The 23,130-nt window shown below is 37.6% G+C and carries 15 protein-coding genes and 1 riboswitch; of the genes, 10 read left to right on the plus strand and 5 right to left on the minus strand.

Annotation, left to right across the window (positions count from 1 at the left end; all coding sequences use genetic code 11):
- Position 1 precedes the first annotated feature (1 nt).
- Entirely contained in the window at positions 2 to 1,120 is a 1,119-nt protein-coding gene (thiH, locus tag ACLI50_RS20005) for a 2-iminoacetate synthase ThiH (RefSeq protein ID WP_411414494.1), read from the plus strand.
- 128 nt (positions 1,121 to 1,248) lie between these two features.
- Positions 1,249 to 1,965, plus strand: coding sequence for a HesA/MoeB/ThiF family protein (locus ACLI50_RS20010; protein WP_411414495.1), 717 nt, complete (start codon positions 1,249 to 1,251; stop codon positions 1,963 to 1,965).
- A 192-nt stretch (positions 1,966 to 2,157) separates the two neighbouring features.
- On the opposite strand, the gene ACLI50_RS20015 is transcribed toward ACLI50_RS20010, so the two are convergent.
- The gene (locus ACLI50_RS20015) at positions 2,158 to 4,383 is read right to left on the minus strand and encodes an outer membrane beta-barrel protein (RefSeq protein ID WP_411414496.1); all 2,226 of its coding nucleotides are present in this window, start codon (positions 4,381 to 4,383) and stop codon (positions 2,158 to 2,160) included.
- Between the two features lie 118 nt (positions 4,384 to 4,501).
- Positions 4,502 to 4,599, plus strand: a riboswitch (SAM-I-IV-variant riboswitch).
- A gap of 296 nt (positions 4,600 to 4,895) precedes the next feature.
- Here ACLI50_RS20015 and ACLI50_RS20020 point away from each other — a divergent pair.
- The gene (locus ACLI50_RS20020; protein WP_343639393.1) at positions 4,896 to 7,640 is read left to right on the plus strand and encodes a TonB-dependent receptor plug domain-containing protein; all 2,745 of its coding nucleotides are present in this window, start codon (positions 4,896 to 4,898) and stop codon (positions 7,638 to 7,640) included.
- A gap of 57 nt (positions 7,641 to 7,697) precedes the next feature.
- On the opposite strand, the gene ACLI50_RS20025 is transcribed toward ACLI50_RS20020, so the two are convergent.
- Positions 7,698 to 8,537 carry a DUF5694 domain-containing protein gene (locus tag ACLI50_RS20025; RefSeq protein ID WP_343639395.1) on the minus strand — a complete coding sequence of 280 codons (840 nt, stop codon included), beginning with the start codon at positions 8,535 to 8,537 and terminating at the stop codon, positions 7,698 to 7,700.
- A 31-nt stretch (positions 8,538 to 8,568) separates the two neighbouring features.
- On the minus strand, positions 8,569 to 10,692 hold the full coding sequence (locus ACLI50_RS20030) for a TonB-dependent receptor domain-containing protein (RefSeq protein ID WP_343639397.1): 2,124 nt from the start codon (positions 10,690 to 10,692) through the stop codon (positions 8,569 to 8,571).
- A 19-nt stretch (positions 10,693 to 10,711) separates the two neighbouring features.
- On the opposite strand from ACLI50_RS20030, the gene ACLI50_RS20035 reads away from it, so the two are divergent.
- From ACLI50_RS20035 to ACLI50_RS20045, 3 genes are all read left to right on the plus strand, one after another.
- Positions 10,712 to 10,849: a hypothetical protein gene (locus ACLI50_RS20035; RefSeq protein WP_411414497.1), complete on the plus strand. Its 138-nt coding sequence runs from the start codon at positions 10,712 to 10,714 to the stop codon at positions 10,847 to 10,849.
- A gap of 170 nt (positions 10,850 to 11,019) precedes the next feature.
- On the plus strand, positions 11,020 to 11,901 hold the full coding sequence (locus tag ACLI50_RS20040) for a sensor histidine kinase (protein WP_411414498.1): 882 nt from the start codon (positions 11,020 to 11,022) through the stop codon (positions 11,899 to 11,901).
- Positions 11,894 to 12,571 carry a LytR/AlgR family response regulator transcription factor gene (locus ACLI50_RS20045; RefSeq protein WP_411414499.1) on the plus strand — a complete coding sequence of 226 codons (678 nt, stop codon included), beginning with the start codon at positions 11,894 to 11,896 and terminating at the stop codon, positions 12,569 to 12,571. The genes ACLI50_RS20040 and ACLI50_RS20045 overlap by 8 nt, the downstream gene beginning before the upstream one ends.
- Positions 12,572 to 12,726: 155 nt before the next feature.
- On the opposite strand, the gene ACLI50_RS20050 is transcribed toward ACLI50_RS20045, so the two are convergent.
- Both ACLI50_RS20050 and ACLI50_RS20055 read right to left on the minus strand, forming a co-directional pair.
- Positions 12,727 to 14,994: an aconitate hydratase gene (locus ACLI50_RS20050; RefSeq protein WP_110009967.1), complete on the minus strand. Its 2,268-nt coding sequence runs from the start codon at positions 14,992 to 14,994 to the stop codon at positions 12,727 to 12,729.
- Positions 14,995 to 15,309: 315 nt separating this feature from the next.
- Entirely contained in the window at positions 15,310 to 18,093 is a 2,784-nt protein-coding gene (locus ACLI50_RS20055) for a bifunctional aconitate hydratase 2/2-methylisocitrate dehydratase (protein ID WP_343639405.1), read from the minus strand.
- Positions 18,094 to 18,380: 287 nt separating this feature from the next.
- Here ACLI50_RS20055 and ACLI50_RS20060 point away from each other — a divergent pair, with 287 nt between their 5' ends.
- The 4 genes from ACLI50_RS20060 (at position 18,381) to ACLI50_RS20075 (ending at position 23,122) form a co-directional block, all read left to right on the plus strand.
- Positions 18,381 to 19,151, plus strand: coding sequence for a WG repeat-containing protein (locus ACLI50_RS20060; protein ID WP_343639407.1), 771 nt, complete (start codon positions 18,381 to 18,383; stop codon positions 19,149 to 19,151).
- 394 nt (positions 19,152 to 19,545) lie between these two features.
- Positions 19,546 to 21,663 (plus strand): TonB-dependent receptor, encoded by a 2,118-nt coding sequence (locus ACLI50_RS20065; RefSeq protein WP_343639409.1) that lies wholly within the window; start codon positions 19,546 to 19,548, stop codon positions 21,661 to 21,663.
- A 176-nt stretch (positions 21,664 to 21,839) separates the two neighbouring features.
- On the plus strand, positions 21,840 to 22,592 hold the full coding sequence (locus ACLI50_RS20070; RefSeq protein ID WP_343639411.1) for a hypothetical protein: 753 nt from the start codon (positions 21,840 to 21,842) through the stop codon (positions 22,590 to 22,592).
- Positions 22,580 to 23,122, plus strand: a complete 543-nt coding sequence (locus tag ACLI50_RS20075) for an acyl-CoA thioesterase (protein ID WP_002983813.1) — start codon at positions 22,580 to 22,582, stop codon at positions 23,120 to 23,122. Before ACLI50_RS20070 ends, ACLI50_RS20075 begins: the two co-directional genes overlap by 13 nt.
- The last annotated feature ends 8 nt before the right edge of the window (positions 23,123 to 23,130 follow it).

The following is a 23,130-nucleotide window of genomic DNA, read 5'->3' on the forward strand; positions in this document are numbered from 1 at the left end:
TATGAAAAGCTTTAAAGATGTTTTTGAAAACTATCAGTGGGATGAGGTGAAGAATAAGCTTGAAAAAGTAAGTCTGGCAGATGTAAGATACAGTCTTCAGAAAAAAAATAAAACTCTGGACGATTTCCTGAATCTCCTTTCACCAGCTGCCTCTCAGGAACTGGAACTTATGGCAGGAATGACGCAGATGCTTACTCAAAAACGATTTGGAAAAACCATTCAGCTTTATGCACCGCTGTATCTCAGCAATGAATGCCAGAATATCTGCACCTACTGCGGATTTAGTCTTGATAACAATCTGAAAAGAAAAACCCTTTCCGATACGGAGCTGATGATTGAAGCATCAGTCCTGAAATCAATGGGAGTGAGTCATGTATTGCTGGTAAGTGGTGAAGCCAATAAAATAGTGGGAGTTCCTTACTTTCAGAATGCTGTACGTAAGTTAAAGCCACATTTTTCCAATATTTCCATCGAAGTTCAGCCTTTAATGGAAGATGAATACAAACTGCTTCATGAAGAAGGGGTGCATTCCGTATTGGTCTATCAGGAAACCTATCATCAGGATGTTTACAGGGAGTACCATCCGAAAGGTAAAAAATCCAACTTCCATTTCCGTCTGGAAACTCCCGACAGGATAGGAAGAGCAGGAATTCATAAAATAGGGCTGGGAGTTCTACTTGGGCTTGAAGATTGGAGAGTAGACAGCTTTTTCAATGCCTTACACATTGATTATCTTCAGAAACAATACTGGAAAAGTAAGTTTTCTGTCTCCTTTCCTAGGCTCAGACCTGCTGAAGGAATTATTGAACCCAATTTTATCATGGAAGATAAAGATCTTCTTCAACTGATCTGTGCTTACAGAATCTGGAATGAAGACCTTGAGATTTCCATATCTACCAGAGAAAATGAAGTGTTCAGAAACAATATTGTCTCTCTGGGAGCAACTGCTATGAGTGCGGGTTCAAAAACAAATCCTGGTGGTTATGCAGTGGATAAAGAATCTTTAGAACAGTTTGAAACCAGCGACGAACGAAGTATGGAAGAGATTAAAACAATGATCAAAAAAGCAGGCTATGATCCTGTAATGAAAGACTGGGACTCTGTTTACAGTGGATTTTAAAATTTTAAAACCAAAGGATTTTGAAGAGATGAAGCTGAATTAAGAAAAATCTAAGATTCTTAAGACAGCTTTTTCAAGCGAAGCTCAACTTAACTATTCTTAAAAGCTTAAAGAATCTTAATGGTTCAATGATAATTATGAAAGAAGATTATTTTTCCCGGTACAGCCGGCAGATATTTATTGATGAGATTGGATTGGAAGGACAAAAGAAAATAAGGTCATCCAAAGTTTTTGTCATCGGGGCAGGAGGTTTGGGAAGTCCTGTTATTCAATATCTGGCCGCAGCAGGAGTAGGAACTTTAGGTGTTGCAGATTTTGATGAGGTTGAACTTCATAATCTGAACCGGCAGATCGTCCATACCGAAAACAGAGTGGGATTATCCAAAGTGAAAAGCGCTGAAACCTTTGTAAAAGAACTCAATCATCAGGTTATATTCATAGGAATTGAAGGAAAAATTAATAATGATAATGCTGAGGAAATCCTTGCTCAATATGATATTATTATTGATGGTTCAGACAATTTTTCAACGAGATACCTGGTAAATGATACCTGCGTAAAACTTAATAAAACTCTGGTTTACGGAAGTATCTTAGGGTTCTCAGGACAAGTTGCTGTGTTTAATCATAACGGAAGTAAAAACTTAAGAGATATTTTCCCGGAACCGCCTTTCGATGAGGATGTACCGGATTGTGACAGTCTTGGCGTTTTGGGAGCTCTTCCCGGAATGATAGGCAGTATGATGGCGCTTCAGGTATTAAAAATCATAACAGATCTTCCGGTAAGTTTAAATCAGTTGACATTGGTAGACACGCTGAACTGGAGATTTCAGACGGTAGATTTCTGATGTAATTGTAAATACTAATGTCACAAATGTTTTCACAAATAACACGATTTTATTAGTAATACATATCAATAGGAACGGGCTTTAGCCCGTTTTAATTTTATAAAACCATCCATTGGCTTTAGCCAAAACTTACCTGCAAAAAAATAGGAGGTAATTATTTACCGCCTATTTTTATTTTATTACAAAGAAGGATTATTGTGCCTGCTGCATTACGCCTCCGGTATCTTCTTTTTTGGTCTGATTTAAAATATTCGGATCTTCTTTCGCCAATTTATTTCTCGTCGGAATTTTATAATTGATGGAAAGTCCGAAATTTCTTGTGTCGTATTTGCTGTAGATCATCACCGGATTTCCTGATGGCGGATTAGAACGTACCTGCATCACCTGTCCGTTGAAAATATCGTTTGCAAAAACCGAAAGTGTCAGACGGTTGTTCATAAACTTCTTCGTCAATGTAATATCAAAAGAGTTGTTGAACGGTTTCTCTGCAGTAAAGTAGAAATATCCTGCCTTTGGAGTCAGATAGCTGTAATTGGCTGTCAGTTTGATGTCTTTAGGCAAAATAATCTGAGTCATGATATTGAAAATCCAGAACCCTTTATTGTTCAGATTATCAATTTCATGCTTCTGATATCCTGCATATAAATACATGAAGTTAATTTTATCCGGATTGAAATTAAATTTCATGATTTCACTCAAAGGCTTACTGAAAATCATAAAAGGAACCGGTAGCCCCACATTGAAATTGTGAATTTTCATATTGGAAATATTCACCTGCTCATTGAAGAGTTTCCTTCCGTCTTTTCGGATGATCTGTGCTACCTGATTGCTTGCCGAGCTTACGCTATACCCGATAAACGCATAGTCAAAAGCTGATATTTTCAATTCATAATTATCAAAAATAGTAGGCTGTAGATTCGGGTTACCATTTACTTCTGTACTAGGTCCGGAGAATGTTACGTTATTCGGGTTCAGGGCAGAAATACTTGGCAGACTGATTTTTCTGTTGTAATTCGCGGCAATATAAACCTGATTCATCATGTTATACTGTACACTTGCGTTCGGGAACAGCTTAAACTTATTAAAAGGAATCAAATCAGCTTCCACCAGTTTTGTATCTTTATCAAAATACCTTGTTATCCCTGAAATATCATAATTTTCAGCACGGGATCCCAACGTGAAATCAAACTTTTTCAGTTTAGCCTGGAACTCCAAATACGTAGAAGCAGTCTGTCTCTGATATTCCAGATTGGTCAGTCCAAAACTTTCTGTATCATAATCCTGCCTTTCATATAATCCTCCAAAACTTACTTTCCCACCATCAAGAAGCTTGATCGGCTGTGCGTAATCTACTTTGAAGTTGGCAATATTCATCACAGATTTATTATTCAGAATATCCTTTAATCCATTGGTAGGGCTATCAAGAGGCTCATTGGGATAAGCTACAAATGTTCCATCCTGAAAGTAATTATCCTGAGAAAATTTGCTGTCTGATCTTGTATATCCAAACTGGAAATCCAGTTTTTGAGATTTGTCAGCAAAACGCTTCTGATAGGTTACAACTGCTTCCTGTCTTAAATTATTGGTATGGGCAACGTCAGAAGAAGTATAAAAAGCTTCTTGTAAATCCTTCGGGTTTCTCTTGAACGGTAAATCTCCATGCCCGTCACTTAAAGTATAGTTGTCATTATTATTGTGATAAATATCGTAGTTCAATAATAACCTGTCCTGTCCCAGATCAAAAGTTAATCCGGATTTTGCAAAATATCCGCGTGCGTATCTATCGGTATGGCTTGTTAGAAGCTCATCCTGCTGGCCATTCAGCATACTTTCACGGTAATTCTGCCCAACATTCAGCTGCCATCCGAAATATTTATTTCTGGCATTTAAATTAACGGAGTTGGTCGTTCTGCTTCTATACTTGTCGTAATTTGTAAAAGAATAATTCCCTGAATACGTAGCGGTTAAATATTTATTTGCATTTTTGTTGGTGATGATATTCATGATGGCACCTCCGGAAGTTGCCGGAAACTCAGCACCTGGCTGGGTGATCACTTCAATTCTCTCTACGGAATTGGCCGGCATTCCTTCAAGGAAGGAGTTCAATTCATTGGAAGTGATGTTCAGAGGTCTTCCGTTAAGATATACTTCCAGCATTTTTCCCTGATACATCATCCCGGCAATATCGGTAGATACAAGTCCCGGAAGTTTTTTAATTCCTTCCAGAACGTTTCCGTTATTCAGCTGAGGCTGCTCAGAAAAGTCAAAAATAGTACGGTCTGCTTTTTGTTCAACGGCTTTTTTAGTTTTGGTAATGACTACGCCTTCAATTTGCTTTTCCTGAGGTTTCTTATTTTTTTCCTGAGAAAAAATAAGAACAGAACTTAATAAGGATAAAGCGAAAATTGTTTTTTTCATAATGTTTTTACTGTTATCCGGTTAGACGCTGAAAAAGATAATTTGTTACGCTAAAATGTTGAAAATCGAAAATTTAGGCTAAATTTTTTTTATTTCGGAAATAATTATATCTTTGCCAGGTAATTATCAAGAATCTCTAGATGGGATAGCAACCTGCAAAAACAAGCAAGGTGCTGCAATCGATAAGCCGGATCTTCCGGAAAAAATGTTTATCATTCTATCATTACTCCCATCTTGAATTTTTGTTTTAAAGTTAAAATCAAATGTTTAAAGACAAGGGAAATCACATTCCATCAGTAATTTTTTATTCTTCAGATCATGAAGTGAGCCTTCATTACTCTGATATGTTCTCATGCCATTTCTACATGCGCATGTGTTGTTGTTTCTAGCCTTTTCTATTTCTAAAAAATAATACAAACATTTCGAATTCTATGGTAACCTTACAATTTAGGGCTACAGGATCTGTATTGCTTAAAAAACAAATTTCATCAACAAAAAAGTACACAACAAACATGCATAATTTCAAAAAAAGAATTTTTATTCCTTCTATCGTGCTTATTTCTTCATTTTATTACGCACAGACGGACACTTTACAATCGAAGAAAATAGAAGATGTGGTTATCCTTGGATCAAGGGGTTCCGGAAGATCTTTGACCGATACTCCTGTTCCGGTGGACATCATTAATATATCTAAAATTTTAAAACAGAGCCCGACGAATAATATCAGCCAGGCTTTAAACTATATCGTACCCTCATTTTCATCCACATCACATACTGTAAATGACGGAACTGATTTTGTGGATCCGGCACTGTTGAGAGGATTAGGACCGGATCAGGTTTTGGTATTACTCAACGGAAAAAGAAGGTATCAGTCTTCACTGATTAATGTTACCCTTACGCCGGGAAGAGGTTCTGTGGGAACCGACCTTAATGCTATTCCTGCTTTTGCATTGGAAAAAATAGAAGTTTTAAGGGATGGAGCTGCTGCCCAGTATGGATCTGATGCCATTGCGGGGGTGCTAAACCTCGGACTGAAAAAAAGGCTGGGATTTTCCGGACAGGTATTCTTAGGGGGATATGCTTCACCTGTTGCCAATAATTTCTCCGGAGGGGTAGACGGACAGACTGTTTCTGTAGACCTTAATTATGGCACTAAAATAGGTAAAACCGGATTTTTTAATGTTACCGGTTCCGCCCAATACCGTGATCCTTATTCCAGAGCAGGAGTGAGGGAAGGAGATATTTTCAACGCCTATAATGCCATTAATTACCGGGCATTACAGGATGGAGTGAATATTGACGGCTTGTATAAAAACATTACCAATACTTCCAATACTCAGCAAATCATCAATACCATTAAACAGTATGCAACTAAGGTTGGATATTTTGCACCTGATTTTCAATCTCAGATTTCCGGGGCAAACAGCATTTCTGAGCTTCAAAAAATATTGGGTAAAGATTTTACCTCTGAGGAGCTTAATTACAGAGGATTGGAGAGAAAAGATTTCAGTTTGAGAGCAGGGCAGTCTAAACTGCAGTCCGGACAGCTCTTCTTCAATTCTGAAATTCCTGTAAATGAGGATTGGAAGGTTTATTCATTTGGTGGCTACAGTTACCGTCTTGGTAATGCAGGAGGATTTTACAGGCTTCCAAATAATGAAAGGAATATCAATGCAGTTACTCCCAACGGATATCTGCCTCAGATTGAAGCCACTGTAAATGATTATTCCCTTGCAGCCGGAATTAAAGGAAAATGGGATGGCTGGAATGTGGATTTCAGTAACACATTCGGGAAAAATGTTTTCGGTTTTGGTGTTGTCAATACTTTTAATGCATCACTTACAGATAGTTCTCCAAGAACCTTTGATGCTGGAGGATCTGAATTCTCACAAAATACTGTCAACCTTGATTTCTCTAAGAAATATGATGTTCTGAAAGGGTTGAACATTGCGTTTGGTGGTGAATACCGACACGAGAATTATAAAGTAAATGCCGGAAAAGAAAACTCTTATGCTTCCTACGATATCTATGGCCGGGTAGTAACAGCCAAAACCCCTGAAAATGAAAAAGTAACCGATTTTTTTGGAAGTGTAAGACCCGCAGGTGCTCAGGTTTTCCCCGGCTTCAGTCCTGAAAATGCAGTTTCCGGAAACAGAAACAGTATTGCAGCTTATGCTGATGCAGAACTGGAAATTACCGATAGATGGTTATTGGAAGGAGCTGTACGGTATGAGAATTATTCAGACTTCGGATCTACATTCAATTATAAGGTGGCAACCAATGTAAAACTGGCTTCCAATCTCAACTGGAGAGGAGCTGTTTCTACTGGGTTCAGAGCGCCCTCATTAGCACAAATCTATTACAGTTCTACCTCTACGCTGATTCAGCAGGGGAAGACAACGCAGGTGGGTACTTTCAGAAATAATTCTGAGGCTGCACAGGCATTGGGTATTCCAAAATTAAAACAGGAAACCTCACAATCCTACAGTACAGGAATTACCTGGAAGATTCCGGCATTAAGCCTTACTTTCACAGCGGATGCTTATTTAATCAAGATCAAAGACAGAGTCGTACTGACCGATCTCTTCTATCGCCCTGATGGTAATTTTACTCCTGGCTCGGATCAGGCCGTTCTACAGGATGCTTTTGATCTTGCAAGAGCCAGCGCTGCCAACTTTTTTGCCAATGCAGTAGATTCTCAGACAAAAGGCCTTGATATCACCATTTCCCAGAACTCAAAAATCTCATCAGGAATTTCCCTGGAGAATAATCTGGGAATCAATTTTAATCAGACTAAAAGAATCGGGGATATCCACGCGTCTCCTAAATTGGTAAGTCAGATCAATAATTATTTCTCAGAACCGAACAGAATCTATTTTGAAGAAGCTGTACCCCGTGTAAAAGCTACATTAGGCAATACTGTGCGAGCTTCCGGCTTTACTTTCGTACTGCGTAATTCTTTCTTTGGTAAAGTGACCGATGCAGATGTTGTGGATGCTAACTTTGATGGTGTAACAGGAAGTACAGAGCATTTCGTCCTTAACCGCCGCGTGATAACAGACCTATCAGTAGGCTATAATTTTAATAAAAATATTTCAGCAACAGTAGGAAGTAATAATATCTTTAATATTTTGCCTTCTAAAAGCCCCGCAATAAGTTCATTAACAGCAGATAACCAGTTTTTCTATTCCAGACAGGTTTCCCAGTATGGTATAGGCGGAAGGTTCTTGTTTGCAAGAATTGAATTCAGCTTCTAATATAAAGACTGAAGTTTTGATTAAAAAAAGACAGAGACTGAATCTCTGTCTTTTTATTTATTTCAGTGAAGAAAATTCAATGAATTCATATTCTGCGGAAGAGGTAAAAAGTTGTCTAAGTACTGCTGCATGTCCATTTCCTGCAATGACAAGAATTCTGTCTTCTCCGTTGTGAGGAATATTTTGAATATTGCGGAACATTCTCAGGTTTCTGCTGTACCAGTAAAGAGCGAGCATATCGGCGCCGTCATATTCTCTTAGTGTAAAGTCACCGCTAAGATAAGCCCCGTATCCGTACTGATGGCTTTCTTTGGAATTCATATAAGTAAAAGTGTCCAGAAGAGATTTAAAATTTTTAGGCTCAGAACTCTTGTAGAAGGCAATAAACTGTTGGGAGATCGGGTCATCACTTCTGAAATCATAATCCTTACTGAGGTTTTTAAAAAATGCAGAATCAGTTTTCCCAAAATGTTTTTCAAGGTCATCCAGAATAGATTCTGCGTCAATGCTGAATAATTCAGTTATTTTGAGTTCACTGGCTATTCTCATAGCAAGCTGATAACGCTCATCTCTTTTGTCACGGTGTTTGCCTTCGCTGTATTCCTTCAGCTTTTGATTGGCATTCCAGCCCGGCCAGGCCTCAATTGCAATCTTTGTCGGCTTAAATCTTTTGATATATTCTACCAGTTCTGTGACTTCTTTTGCTGTTTTGGGAGAAAGTACATCTACCTGATCTTCTTTATTGGTTTTATGGGCATCCAGATTTGGATAATCAAAATGAAAGGAGCCTACCACCAAAACCTTCGTCTTTGGATTTTTAAAATAATCTGAAGGCTTTTTTTGAGCAGATATCAATGTAGAAAGGCATACAAGAAAAATATAAATAAAGGTTTTCATGAGTTTATTTTTTTAAATTACTGTTACATTATTATTGTGCACGGTTTTTCTCTTCGAAATTCACCGCTCTGTTATTGGATTTGATTTTCTGGTTTCCCAAATTATAGGTAACGCTGAGTGTCATTCTTCGGGCATCCCAATAGTTGTTGAATGACTGTGTATTATCTGTAAAATACATATCACCCTTATATCCGGACTGTTTAAAAATATCACTCACCGAAAGATTTACCTGAAGTGCTTTTTCCACAAAGCTCATCTTTATTCCGGCATCAAGGCTTGCTCTGTTCCTTACAGCGGTATATCCGTCACGGGAAGGAAGATTATGCCAGTAGTTGACAAATAGCATGAACGTTTTAGCCTTATTGAGCTGGAATGTATTATTGAGGGAATAATAAAACGACTGTCCGTTTTTAGGAACCAGATTGAACCTTGTAATCTGAGTCTCATTATAACTGAACGAAGTCGAAATATTGCTTTCCCAGATTTTAAAGAAAGTATCTGTGTAATTCAGATTGATACCATAATTATCCTGATTATAGTAATTCTCAAACGTACTGATGAGGTTAATTCCGGTCAGGAATGTGATCTGGTCAAAGTTATTTGTTGTTCTCTGGTAGTAAAGATTGGCAGAAAACTTACTTTTAAACATATAGTTAAGTTCTATATTATGATTAAAAGAGGGCTGCAGGCTTGGGTTCCCTGAATAATACGTGTTCGGATTGGAATACCATCGGAACGGATCCAAAGCCCGGAAATAAGGGCGGTTGATTCTTCGGGAATAATTAATGCTGAACTGATTATCCTGATTGGCTTTATAAGAAAGATAGGCCGTAGGGAAGAATTTACCGTAATTATTCTCAGATTTTGCCTGTGTAGAAGGAGAGAAACCGCTGGATTGTGAATATTCATAACGGATTCCTGCTTTCACAGACCATTTTTCGCCAAGATCTTTACTGACGCTGATATAAGCGGCATAATTCTTTTCATTATAATCAAAAAGATTGCTTTTTGCAGGGTCTATGGTGTAATTTCCATTGATAAAATTAAAATATCCGATGTCCGAATTATTGGAAAACTGGCTGTATTTTGCTCCGGTTTCCAACTGTATTTTTTTGAAATTTAAAGTTAAATCTGCCTGCCCAGAATAGATCTTATAATCTACTGAAGAAAGATTTTTTACGATCTGTGTTGAGTTGTTAGCGACATTTCTTGTGGTAAAATTTACCTCTGTATCGGGCAGATTTCCATAATAATTAGCACCTATGCTGAGCTTATGTTCCCCAAATTTCTGATCAAAATATAAATTAAGCATCTGTGAAGTAAATGAAGAACGGTGCTTTGAATCTGTGTCTGTTTGCAAAGTAGGAGTGGTCCCGGTAAAGTAATGTTGTTTTGAATTGATATCCATATTGGAATGTCCTTTCGAAATATCATATACCAGTCCGATATTGGAATTTTTAGAAAGAGAATAATCAATATTAACATTCAGTCCCAATCCGTCATTCATATCCCGTCTTTCATCCCTGCTTACAGAAGAGCTTTGCCCGGTAATTTTATAATTTTCCACCGATCTTTTATCTCCGTCATATCCCTGAAACTTGATAGATGCTTTCACTTTTTCATTATGATAGTTTACTCCTGCTACTGTGCTGAATGCTGCATAAGTCTTTTGGGTATAATTCGTGGTCAGGTAGCCGCTCCATCCGGGATTCTGATTTTTTTTAAGAACAATATTGATTATCCCGCTGTTTCCCTGAGCTTCGTATTTGGCAGGAGGAGTGGTGATTACTTCAACTTTCAATATATTTTCGGATCGCAGGTTCCTCAGATAATTGATTAGCTCAGATCCGGAAAGATTCAGCATCCGGTCATTAACCATCACAGCAACGCCATTTTTTCCGGCAATGGAAAGCAGCCCTTTATTTTCATCTACCTGCAGTAAAGGTGTACCAGCCAAAACTTCAGTGCCTGAACTTCCCTGTGAAAGCATAGAGTTCTGAACATTGTAAACAAGACGGTCCACTTTACGTTCCACCATAACTTTTTTACCGTTCACCGTAACTGCTTCTATTTTGTTGACATTGGCGGTGTCTTTGGTTTGTGCTGCTGAAAAAGAACAAATCAGGGTGGCTATAAATACAATGTGTTTTTCCATATTATAAAAGACAGATTGAATGATATTTATATTACATTTCTCTGACAAAAGTACCGGAAGAGGTTCTATGAGAAAACAGCATTTAGATGAAGAAGACAATTATTCATGTCAAAAAAGTTTCGTCGGAAAAAAACAGGTTTTTATCGAAAACAATTGATGAATTATGCCTTTAGAGATTTATATTTGAATATGAATAAAAAGCAAATTATCTGGCTTCAAATTATTTACTGGGGGTTCAATTTCATAGGAACTGTCATTACGCCTAATTTTTTTGTTCCGGATACAAATCGTCGGGAAGTACACATTCTGAGGGTTACATTTTTCATTGTGAAAATTGTCACATTTTATATATCCTATTTCTTTATTTTCCCAAAAGTTTTTAAACTTGAGAAACTGTATTCTGCCGTTTTCGTTTTTATGCTGACCCTATTATGTTTTGCCAGTATGAGATACGCTTTGGAAGAAATGATTCTGCCTTCTACTCTTGGCTTCCGGAATTATGATGAAGAAACCGGACTTCTCTACTATTTTTTCGATAATATTTACAACAGCTCTCTGACTACTTTCATTGCCGGTATTCTTTGGATTCTGGAGAAATATGGAGTGGCTGAAAATGATAAAAAGCAGCTTCTGATCGAAAAAAAACAGGCTGAACTTCAGGCTCTGAAAACCCAGATCAATCCTCATTTTATTTTTAATTCTTTAAATAATATCTACTCGCTTGTCTATCAGAAATCGGATAAGGCGCTTCCGGCTATTGAAGAACTGGGGCAGCTGCTGAGGTACAGCACGAAAGACCTTGAAAAAGATTCCATTTCGCTTGATAAAGAAATCGGATATATTGATAGTCTTATTGCGCTGGAGAAACTCAGGATCAGAAATCCGGAACTGCTGATCATAGAGAAAAATATTCAGCATCCTCACCTTAAAATTTCTCCGATGCTACTGGTTCCTTTCGTGGAAAATGCCTTCAAACATGGGGATTTTCGTGATAAAGGTTTTGAAATGAAAATCTCAGATCATCATAAAGTTCTGCATTTTTATCTTTTAAATTTTAAAACACAGAAAATGAAAGATACTGTTTCAGGAATAGGAATTCAGAATGTGAAAAAAAGACTGGAAATTCTGTATCCCAAACACCAGCTTGAGATCAAAGATTCGGAAACGGAATTTATTGTAGATTTAAAAATTGATTTAAGGGATGAATAAGTTAAAATGTATTATCGTGGATGATGAGCCGCTGGCCATCTCACTTCTTGAACATTATGTGGAAAAAATTCCTTTTCTTGAACTGGTTTTTTCTACAGAAAATCCGATTCACGCCCTTGAATACCTTAAGAAAAATGATTCAGATCTTATCTTTCTGGATATTCAGATGCCAGAGCTTACGGGAATCAATTTTATGAAAATTGTAGGAACCCATCAGAAATATATTTTAACAACAGCCTATTCGGAATATGCATTGGAAGGCTATGAGCATAATGTCGTGGATTACCTTCTGAAACCTGTTTCTTTTGAAAGATTTCAAAAAAGTGTTTTAAAGGCTCAGGAGCGTTTTTCTTTTCCACAGGAAGAAAATACTCATTTCTTTGTAAAGTCTTCAGGGCAGAGGCATCGCGTAAGTTTCAATGAAATCCTGTATATTGAAAGCATCAAAGATTATGTTAATATCCGTACAGAAAATGATGAATATATCGTTCTGGATACTCTTAAATCAATGGAAAACCAGCTTCCTGAAAAATTTGTAAGAATTCATAAATCTTTCATTGTCAATCTGGATAAAGTGAAAAGTATCGGGGCTAAAAAAGTGATTCTTCCTGAATATGAGATTCCTATTGGAGAAAGCTATAGAGCAGGTCTTCTTGATAGAATATCATAATAATCATATGAGAGCTAAACCTTACAGGTTTCTAAAACCTGTAAGGTTTGGAATAATGTACCACAAAGTTCGGCAAAGGAAAATTTAAAGACTTTTAAAATAAAAAGACGGCTTCAACTGAAGCCGTCTTATATTAATTAATCTAACAATTAATCTTATTTTTCCTGTTGTTTGATCAGGTTCAGAGCAGAACCCGCCTTAAACCAATCAATTTGCTGATCGTTGTAAGTGTGGTTCGCCATGATGATATCTTTAGTTCCGTCAGTATGAATAAACTCTAAAGTAAGTTGTTTTCCCGGCGCGAACTGATCAAGATCTAAGAAATTAACAACATCATCTTCCAGGATCTTATCATAGTCTGCCTCATTAGCGAAAGTGATTCCAAGCATTCCTTGTTTTTTAAGGTTGGTTTCATGGATTCTCGCGAATGATTTTACCAATACAGCTTTCACTCCTAAATGTCTTGGCTCCATGGCAGCATGCTCTCTTGAAGAACCTTCACCATAGTTCTGGTCTCCTACAACGATTGTCGGGATACCTGCCGCTTTATAAGCTCTTTGTACAGCCGGAACTTCACCGTATTCACCGGTTAATTCACTTTTAACTTTATTGGTTTCCATGTTGTAAGCATTCACCGCTCCAATCAACATGTTGTTTGAAATATTATCCAGGTGACCTCTGTATTTCAGCCATGGTCCAGCCATAGAAATGTGGTCGGTAGTACATTTTCCGAAAGCTTTGATCAATACTCTTGCTCCTGTAATGTTTTTACCGTCCCATGCCGGAAATTCTTCCAATAACTGAAGTCTGTCTGAGGTTGGGCTTACATTCACAACAACTTTAGAACCGTCCTCTGATGGAGCCTGGTATCCGTTGTCGTCTACAGCAAATCCTTTTGAAGGAAGTTCGAAACCTTTAGGCTCGTTAAGTTTTACCTGTTCACCTGCTTCGTTCGTTAAAGTATCCGTAATCGGGTTGAAATCCAATCTTCCTGAGATCGCTACAGCAGCAACCATTTCAGGAGACGCTACAAATGCATGGGTATTTGGGTTACCATCAGCTCTTTTCGCAAAGTTTCTGTTGAAAGAGTGGATAATAGAGTTTTTCTCTCCTTTTTCCGCACCTTCTCTGTCCCATTGTCCGATACATGGTCCACAGGCATTGGTAAAGATTCTTGCGTTTTCAAATTTTCTGAAAGAATCAAGGAATCCGTCTCTTTCTGCTGTGAATTTTACCTGTTCAGAACCTGGATTGATTCCCAGGATAGCCTTAGGTTTTACTCCTTTTGATACTGCATCTTCTACAATGGAAGCCGCTCTTGACAAATCTTCATAAGAAGAGTTGGTACAAGAACCGATAAGCGCCCATTCCACTTCTAATGGCCATCCATTAGCTTCAGCCTTAGCTCTGAATTCAGCAACAGGAGTTGCTAAGTCAGGAGTGAAAGGTCCGTTTAAGTGAGGGGTCAGTTCAGAAAGGTTGATTTCTATTAATTGATCGAAATATTGTTCAGGGTTAGCATATACTTCAGCATCCCCCGTTAAGTGTTCAGCAATTTTATCAGCGGCATCTACTACGTCCTGTCTTCCTGTAGCGGAAAGATATCTTCTCATAGAATCATCATATCCGAAAGTAGAAGTGGTAGCCCCGATTTCAGCACCCATGTTACAGATCGTTCCTTTACCCGTTGCGGAAAGAGATTCTGCACCTTCACCGAAATATTCCACGATACATCCTGTACCTCCTTTTACGGTAAGAATTCCGGCAACTTTTAAGATCACATCTTTTGCAGAAGTCCATCCGTTCATTTTACCGGTTAATTTTACTCCGATAAGTTTAGGCATTTTAAGTTCCCAGGCCATTCCTGCCATTACGTCTACCGCATCAGCACCTCCTACACCAATAGCAACCATTCCCAGTCCGCCGGCGTTTACCGTATGCGAGTCGGTACCAATCATCATTCCTCCGGGAAATGCATAGTTTTCCAGGACAACCTGGTGAATAATACCTGCTCCCGGTTTCCAGAATCCGATTCCGTATTTATCACATACAGAGCTTAAGAAGTTGAATACCTCGGAGTTTTTGTTGATCCCTTCCTGTAAGTCTTTATCAGCACCTACTTTAGCCTGGATAAGGTGATCCGCGTGAGCAGTAGAAGGAACAGCCACTTTAGCTTTTCCTGCCTGCATAAACTGTAAAAGTGCCATCTGTGCGGTAGCATCCTGCATCGCTACTCTGTCCGGTGCAAAGTCCACATAAGAGTTCCCTCGTTCATACGCTTGTGTAGCATTTCCTTCCCAAAGGTGGGTGTAAAGGATTTTTTCTGAAAGGGTAAGAGGTTTTCCCACAATTTGTCTTGCTGCTGCAATTCTTTCAGGGTAACGTTCGTACACCTTTTTGATCATATCAATATCAAAAGTCATATCGTATTTTAGTTTTGTTCTTGTTCTGTTAATGCTTCTTTTCCCTGTGTTGAAAAAGAAAATCACTTATCTATGCATCAAAAAACGTTCCTATAATCCATAAACAGGGTATTTTTGATTCTGAAATCAATAGATTTTATAACTTTCAATTTAAGAAAAATTAGAATTTATTTTCCAGCTTTTATCGAAAAAAAAACGTAATTATCTTAAAATAGAAACGTTCTAAACAAAAAATTGGAAGATTTTAAATCCTTAAGGGATAAAATCTTCCAATAATATAGTTATTCAATAGTCTTGCGACTTATTATCAATCTCTTAGTGAGCGCTTGTACTTGTTAATTCTTTAATAGAAGGAACGAAAGTAGTAAGGTCAATTCCCTCAACAGCAGTTTTATACTCATCAATGCTTGGGATTCTTCCGATAATTGCAGAAAGAACAACAACCGGAGTTGAAGCAAGCAGGGATTCTCCTTTTTTACGTTCAGAATCTTCAACCACTCTTCCCTGGAAAAGACGGGTAGAAGTTGCTAAAACAGTATCTCCTTTAGCTGCTTTTTCCTGATTACCCATACAAAGGTTACATCCCGGGCGTTCAAGGTACATTACGTTTTTGTACTCTGTACGTGCTTCTCCTTTTGGAGCGTTGTCATCAAATTCAAAACCGGAATATTTTTCCAGTAATTCCCAGTCACCTTCAGCTTTTAATTCATCAATGATGTTATAAGTAGGAGCAGCCACTACAAGAGGAGCATTGAATTCTACTTTTCCTTGTTGTTTTTCAAGGTTTCTAAGCATTTGAGAAACAATCTTAAGATCCCCTTTGTGAACCATACAGGATCCTACGAAACCAAGATCTACTTTTTTCTCACCTCCATAGTAAGAAAGATCTCTGATGGTATCGTGAGTATATCTTTTAGATACATCGTCATTGTTTACATCCGGGTCAGCAATCATTGGTTCAACAATTACATCAAGATCTACAACAACTTCAGCATAATATTTAGCGTTTGCATCAGGAGTCAAAGCAGGTTTTTCACCTGATCTGATTTCTGCAATTCTCTTATCTGCTTTGTCAATTAATCCCTGAAGGACTTTGTTGTGATTATCCATACCCTTGTCGATCATGATCTGGATTCTGCCTTTTGCAATTTCCAGTGATTCGATCAAAGTCTTATCTTCAGAAATGTTGATAGAAGCTTTTGCCTTCATTTCGGCAGTCCAGTCTGTAAAGGTAAATGCCTGGTCAGCAGGAAGTGTTCCGATATGAACCTCAATGATTCTACCCTGGAATACGTTTTCTCCTCCAAACTGCTTTAACATCTGAGCCTGCGTTGCATGAACCACATCACGGAAATCCATGTGAGGCTTCATTTCACCTTTGAAAGTTACTTTTACAGATTCAGGGATCGGCATAGATGCTTCACCGGTAGCCAATGCAAGAGCTACAGTTCCTGAGTCAGCTCCAAAAGCAACTCCTTTAGACATTCTGGTGTGAGAGTCACCACCAATAATGATAGCCCACTCGTCTACAGTGATATCGTTAAGAACTTTGTGGATAACGTCAGTCATGGCGTGGTATTCACCTTTCGGGTCACGGGCTGTAATCAGTCCGAACTCGTTCATGAATTTCATCAGCTTAGGAATGTTAGCCTGAGCTTTTTTATCCCAAACGGAAGCCGTGTGGCATCCGGACTGATAAGCACCATCTACGATTGGAGAAATCACAGTTGCTGCCATTGATTCTAATTCCTGAGCGGTCATCAAACCTGTTGTATCCTGAGATCCAACAATATTAACCTGTACACGAACGTCAGAACCGGCATGTAATACTTTTCCCGGAGTAGTTCCAACAGCATTTCTGTTGAAAATCTTCTCTACAGCCGTAAGTCCTTGTCCTTCATGAGAGATTTCTTTTGACGGAGCAAAAACTGTTGGCGCTTCAATACCTAAAACCTGAGCAGCAAATGTCTGTAGTTTTTTACCAAATACGACCGCGTAAGATCCTCCTGCTCTGATGAATTCCATCTTTTGCGGAGTGAAAGATTTGGTAAGGTCGATCAGTTCCTGGTCGCCGTTGTATAATTTCTTTTCTTTTGTATTGATTGTTAAAACAGTTCCTGTTGCTACTGAATATGCTTCTTCAAGAACAATGTCACCGTTTTCATTACGAACCGGGTTCCCGTTTTCGTCAACTTTCTTTACCCAGTTTTTAAGGTCAATACCGATACCTCCGGTAACGTCTACTGTGGTAAGGAAGATCGGAGAAATACCGTTTGTTCCTCCTACAATGGGAGCAATGTTGACGAATGGTACGTATGGGCTTGCCTGTTTTCCTGTCCAAAGAGCAACATTGTTTACTCCTGACATTCTGGATGATCCTACACCCATTGTTCCTTTTTCAGCGATCAGCATAACGCTTGCATCAGGATGCTTTGCCTGTAAAGCTTTGATTTCTTCCTGAGCTTCAGGAGTGATCATACATTTACCGTGAAGTTCACGGTCTGATCTTGAGTGAGCCTGATTACCAGGAGAAAGTAAATCTGTAGAAATATCTCCTTCACCAGCAATATAAGTAACTACTTTAATTTCTTCAGCAACTTCAGGAAGTTTAGTGAAGAATTCGGCTTTTGCGTAGCTTTCAAGGATTTCTTTTGCAATTTCGTTACCGCTGTTGAATGCTTCTTTCAAACGGTTCGTATCTGCTTCATAAAGGAAAACCTGAGTTTTAAGAACGTTCGCAGCTTCTTTAGCAATAGCTGCATCATTACCTAAAGCAAGGTCCAGCAGCACCTCAATAGAAGGTCCGCCTTTCATATGAGATAATAATTCAAAGGCAAATGCCGGGGAAATTTCTTCTACTACGGATTCACCCAGAATAATTTCTTTTAAAAATTTTGCTTTTACTCCCGCTGCACTCGTAGTTCCGGGTAGTGTGTTATAAATGAAAAATTTAAGAGAGTCCGGTCGGTCAGCATTATCTGAATCTTTAATTTGTGCAATGATTTCGCTTAGTAATTCAGCACCATCAATTGGCTTTGGATGAAGCCCCTGGGTTTTTCTTTCTTCAATCTCTTTGATGTAATCCTTATAAATACTCATAATAGAAGGTCTTTCAAAATTAAAGGTAGGTCTGCTTTTTCTTTACCGGTGTGTATAAATACAATTAATGACATTTTGAGTTCTCGCATTTTGATGCAACATTAACCGAATAAAGTCAGCATAATCTACACTTTTTCAAAAGTTTTTTAAAATTATCAAACATTTCAAAATGTTCCCAAAATTACGAAATTTTACAATTTTATAAGAATGAAATTATTTAGATTCTTTATAAATATGAATTTTATAATATCTATTTTTGGTCGTATTTTTGTAATCAAATGGAGAATATGAAAAATATCCTGAATGTTTTATGTGTTTTTATTTCGATTTTCGTTTTCTCACAGACCCGATCTGTGAAGAAAATCCCTGCGAAGAAAGGACCGAAAACCACGGCTAAAAAAGCAGCTTCAGCCAGCAAACCTAATGCTGATCTGATGGTGATCAACAAAGATCTTCCTGTTTTGATTCCTAAGAAAAAAGGAGATCAGTTCGGGTATGTCAATCAGAACGGGAAATTTATTATCCAGCCGGAATATCATATTGCCGTATTTTTTTATGAAGACTGTAATCTTCTGAATTCACCCAATGAAAAAGTGAGAAAATTTGGAACAAAAGACTATGCTACGGTGGAGAAAAATATGATTTCTTACCGCATAGATCAGTCTGGTAAGAGAGTCTATCAGTTTAAAGATACCGATTTTGGAAAATGTAAATTTGAAGAATATAAACAACAGTTATTCCAAGCTTATATCCTGAATGGTTTTTACGGAATCATTGAAAAATCAAAATTTGTAAATGCCGCAGATTACAGACAATATCAGATCTATCCTCAATATCAGTATCTGTTCATTCTTGAAGGGGATGATGTAGCTAATCCAATGATTGTTGCTTCCAATAATGATAAATTTGGAATCATTGATGTTAACAATAAAGTGATTATTCCGTTTGAATATTCCAATATTAAAAGAAACTTCAGCTGGAAACTCGGTAAGATGTTTGAAGTGACAAAAGATGGTTCCAATTACTATTACATAGACGCCAACAACAAAACTTACTAAATAATTATAAATGATGAATGATGAATGATGAATGATGAATGATGAATGATGAATGATGAATGATGAATGATTCATTTGATAACTCCTATTTTTCATAGTGTTTTTTCCATTCTGTAACTATTTATTTACCACGTAATCTGATATTCAAAAGCCCGCATCTCGTAACCCGATCGCAGTTCATATATTTTTTGTAATTTTGCGGCTGAAATAAAGGGGTGCTTTAACAGGCTGAGATTATACCCAATGAACCTGGAACAGGTAATGCTGTTTAGGGAATTGAAAATGTACCAATGAAACAGTATAACAATATACCAATTGCTAGACTGTTAAATTAATAAAATTGTTACATTATTGCTCAACCCCTTTTATTCATTAAATGTTAAAGATTTATAGAATGAAAGGATTATTTTTTTTAGGGCTTAGTGTAGGCTCAGTGGCTTTTATACAGGCTCAGAATAAAGATTCCCTAAAGGTGAGGGAAATTGAAGCAGTCAACTTTACCAAAAGGCTTCCGGTAGCAAAGGAAATCATCAATGTACAGAAAGATCTGGACAGTAAGAATCTGGGACAGGATCTTCCTATTCTTTTGAAAAACCAAACTTCCATTATTTCGACGTCAGATGCCGGAAACGGGGTAGGATATACCGGTTTCAGAATCCGTGGAGTTTCAGGAAGTGCTATCAATGTCATGATGAACGGTGTTCCATACAACGACTCTGAAAGCCAGGGAACCTTTTTTGTCAACGTTCCGGATTTGACAAGTTCTGCTTCACAGATTGTCATTCAGAGGGGAGTAGGAACTTCCAATAACGGGGTTTCTGCCTTCGGAGCAAGTATTAACGTACTTTCTAAGGATCCTGAAGAGAAATTTTATTTTAAAACGGATGACAGCTACGGATCATTTAATACTTATAAATATTCAGCAGAAATAGGTTCCGGGAAATTCTGGAAAAACCGACTTTCCGTGATGGGAAGATATACTCATATTCATTCTGACGGCTATATCGACAGGGCTTCATCCAACTTACATTCTTATAATTTCACTGCTTTATTTGAAGAAGGGAATACAAAATTACGTTTAATGGCTTTTGGCGGAAAAGAGAAAACGTATCAGGCATGGAACGGGATTGATCGTAAAACCTGGGAGACCGATCCTAAATTCAATATTTCAGGAGCCATTTATGATGCCAACTGGGAGAATATTGTAAGTTTCTATGATAATGAAACGGATAACTACAGACAGAACCATTATCAGTTGCTTTGGGAACAGAAATTCAACGACCGCTGGAATCTGGAAACCACGTTCCACTATACAAAAGGAAAAGGATATTACGAAAACTACAAGCAGGGAGATCCTTTTTCAAGATATAACCTTCCCAATATAACAGAAGGAGGAGAAACGATAAAAGCTTCAGACTTTATCAGAAAAAAATGGCTGAACAACGATTTCTACGGAATGGTTTCTACATTGTACGGAAAGTTTGAAAATTTAGATTTGAACTTTGGTGCTGTGGTCAATCAGTATTACGGAAGACACTATGGAAATGTAACAGGAGTATTTTTTCCTCAGATTGATGAAAGCGAATATTACAGAAATCGCTCTGTAAAGAATGAGGTGTCTGGTTTTGCAAAAGCTTTATTAAGATTGAATAATTTTGAATTCTTTGGTGATTTGCAGCTCAGAAAAATCAATTACAACACAAAGATTCTGACGGCTGGTGATGGTGAAGGAGCAGATTTAAGTAAAAACTGGCTGTTTTTTAATCCAAAAGCCGGAGTAAATTACAGAATTGACGGAGGTAAAATATTCCTTTCTTACGCCCACGCCCATCGTGAACCCAACAGAGACGACCTGATGGCCAATAATGATGTAAAAGCAGAAAAGCTTCACGATATTGAAGCCGGTTTTGAAAAACAGTTCGGGATTGTTTCATTGACGGCCAATGTTTATTATATGTATTATGTGAACCAGCTGGTGTTAAATGGAGAATTGAATAATGTAGGAGCATTTATCAGAACAAATTCAGGGAAGAGCTACAGAAGAGGTATTGAGGTAGGTGCTTTGGCAAAATTATCCAAACAATGTGAGGTTTCAGGAAATGTAACGTTAAGTCAGAACAGAAACCAGGATTTTAATATTCAGAATGGTGATGTTCCTAAAAGTCTTGGAAATACCCAGATTTCTTTTTCCCCGAATGTTATAGCCAATTTAGGCTTGAAATTCAATCCTACAAAAAATTTCCAGTTTGCTTTAATGAATCAGTATGTTGGAAAACAATATCTGGACAATACTGAAGATGCCAATCTGCAGCTTAAAGATTATTTTCTTACAGATTTCAATGCTCAGTACCAGTTTAAAATTGCCAATAATGAAATTGCATTGAAGCTGTTGGTGAATAACCTGTTCAATAAGAAATATGTTAATAACGGATCTGTTTATGATGGGCAGCCTTATTATTTTTCTCAGGCAGGAACAAATTTTATGTTTGGAGTAAGTTGGAAAATTCAGTAATTGACAAATCGGTCTTTGCTTTTTAGTAGATTTACCATTTTTAAACTTAAAAAAAGCAGTTTAAATAACAGTATATCTGTTTTAATACAGAATAATCAAAAGACTGTTCCGGCAGTCTTTTTTATATCCATTAAATATTACAAAAAGTCCCGAAAAAGTTATAAATTTGCTGCCAAATGAATATTTCAGCATATATTTTAGAATACTTAAAACAATTTGGAACTGCCACAGTTCCAGGCTTTGGGGTGTTTTCACTGAAAAATTCTAAGGCAATTATCAATTCTGAAAACGGAAGCATCTTGCCTCCGGCCAGTCAGATTGAATTTGCCATAGATTATGAAGTCCGGGCTGAAGACCTTACTGCTTTTATTGCAGAACAAAAACAGATGTCTCTGGAAGCTTCAAGAAGTGATCTTAAAATTCAGACTGATTTTTGGAAGAAAAAACTTCAGGCCGAACAGGTTCTTGACATTCAAAACCTTGGAACCGTTTTCATTGAAGAAGGACATACCCATTTCAAGGGAAAAAGAATAGAATCCGGACGTCCGGATTTTTACGGATTGGAAGAAATCAGATTTTCAGATATCAATAACGGGGAAAAAGTAAATGCTTCTGTGAATCGTGAAAAGGATTTTAAATTCAAAAAAACAATTCTTTGGCTTTTCCTTCTGATTATCCCGGTTCTTGGAATTGTATACCTGGCGTTTACCCAGCAGGAACTTCTTTTCGGAAAGAAATCTTTCAATAATGTTTCAGTACAAACCTCTACCCATAGGATCGTAAAAGATACGGTGAAGATGAAAGTACATACTCCGGAAACACCCGTTACAGATTCTTTGAAAAAAGATTCATTAGTAAAACCCGTCGGAAAAGTAAAGCAATCTGCTCCGGCTGTCCCAAACAACACTAAGACTAGATGGCAAAAATAAAAAAAGCGTCAGAATCTCTGACCATTATGACCAATATCGTTCTTCCGAACGAAACCAACTCTTTAAGAAACCTTTTCGGTGGTGAGCTTTTAGCAAAAATGGACCGTTGTGCGTCTATTTCAGCAGCAAGACACTGTGAAAGAAGAGTAGTAACAGCTTCAGTAAACCACGTATCTTTCAATCACCCTATTCCGGAAGGAGGTGTAGTTGTACTGGAATCTAAAGTTTCCAGAGCATTTTCTACTTCCATGGAAGTGTATGTAGATGTATGGTTGGATGATCCAATCAACCAGAAGAAAGTTCATACGAATGCTGGGATTTATACTTTCGTTGCAGTAGATGAATTCAACCGTCCGATTCCTATTCCGGAAATGATTCCTGAAACAGATGAGGAGAAAGAAAGATTTGCAGCGGCATTCCGTAGAAAAGAACTTTCATTAATCCTTTCCGGAAGAATGAAACCTTTGGAATCTGTAGAACTTAAAAAACTATTCCAGGAACCACAGGAATCTAAGAAAGATAAAAAGTAAGCTTATAT

Source organism: Chryseobacterium cupriresistens (genome assembly GCF_046614675.1).
GTDB classification, from domain to species: Bacteria; Bacteroidota; Bacteroidia; order Flavobacteriales; family Weeksellaceae; genus Chryseobacterium; species Chryseobacterium cupriresistens.

Bases quoted from the DNA above. Each gene is read 5' to 3' on its own strand.
- thiH (WP_411414494.1), top strand. From the start codon at position 2: ATGAAAAGCTTTAAAGATGTTTTTGAAAACTATCAGTGGGATGAGGTG.
- ACLI50_RS20010 (WP_411414495.1), top strand. From the start codon at position 1,249: ATGATAATTATGAAAGAAGATTATTTTTCCCGGTACAGCCGGCAGATA.
- ACLI50_RS20015 (WP_411414496.1), bottom strand. From the start codon at position 4,383: ATGAAAAAAACAATTTTCGCTTTATCCTTATTAAGTTCTGTTCTTATT.
- ACLI50_RS20020 (WP_343639393.1), top strand. From the start codon at position 4,896: ATGCATAATTTCAAAAAAAGAATTTTTATTCCTTCTATCGTGCTTATT.
- ACLI50_RS20025 (WP_343639395.1), bottom strand. From the start codon at position 8,537: ATGAAAACCTTTATTTATATTTTTCTTGTATGCCTTTCTACATTGATA.
- ACLI50_RS20030 (WP_343639397.1), bottom strand. From the start codon at position 10,692: ATGGAAAAACACATTGTATTTATAGCCACCCTGATTTGTTCTTTTTCA.
- ACLI50_RS20035 (WP_411414497.1), top strand. From the start codon at position 10,712: ATGATATTTATATTACATTTCTCTGACAAAAGTACCGGAAGAGGTTCT.
- ACLI50_RS20045 (WP_411414499.1), top strand. From the start codon at position 11,894: ATGAATAAGTTAAAATGTATTATCGTGGATGATGAGCCGCTGGCCATC.
- ACLI50_RS20050 (WP_110009967.1), bottom strand. From the start codon at position 14,994: ATGACTTTTGATATTGATATGATCAAAAAGGTGTACGAACGTTACCCT.
- ACLI50_RS20055 (WP_343639405.1), bottom strand. From the start codon at position 18,093: ATGAGTATTTATAAGGATTACATCAAAGAGATTGAAGAAAGAAAAACC.
- ACLI50_RS20060 (WP_343639407.1), top strand. From the start codon at position 18,381: ATGAAAAATATCCTGAATGTTTTATGTGTTTTTATTTCGATTTTCGTT.
- ACLI50_RS20065 (WP_343639409.1), top strand. From the start codon at position 19,546: ATGAAAGGATTATTTTTTTTAGGGCTTAGTGTAGGCTCAGTGGCTTTT.
- ACLI50_RS20070 (WP_343639411.1), top strand. From the start codon at position 21,840: ATGAATATTTCAGCATATATTTTAGAATACTTAAAACAATTTGGAACT.
- ACLI50_RS20075 (WP_002983813.1), top strand. From the start codon at position 22,580: ATGGCAAAAATAAAAAAAGCGTCAGAATCTCTGACCATTATGACCAAT.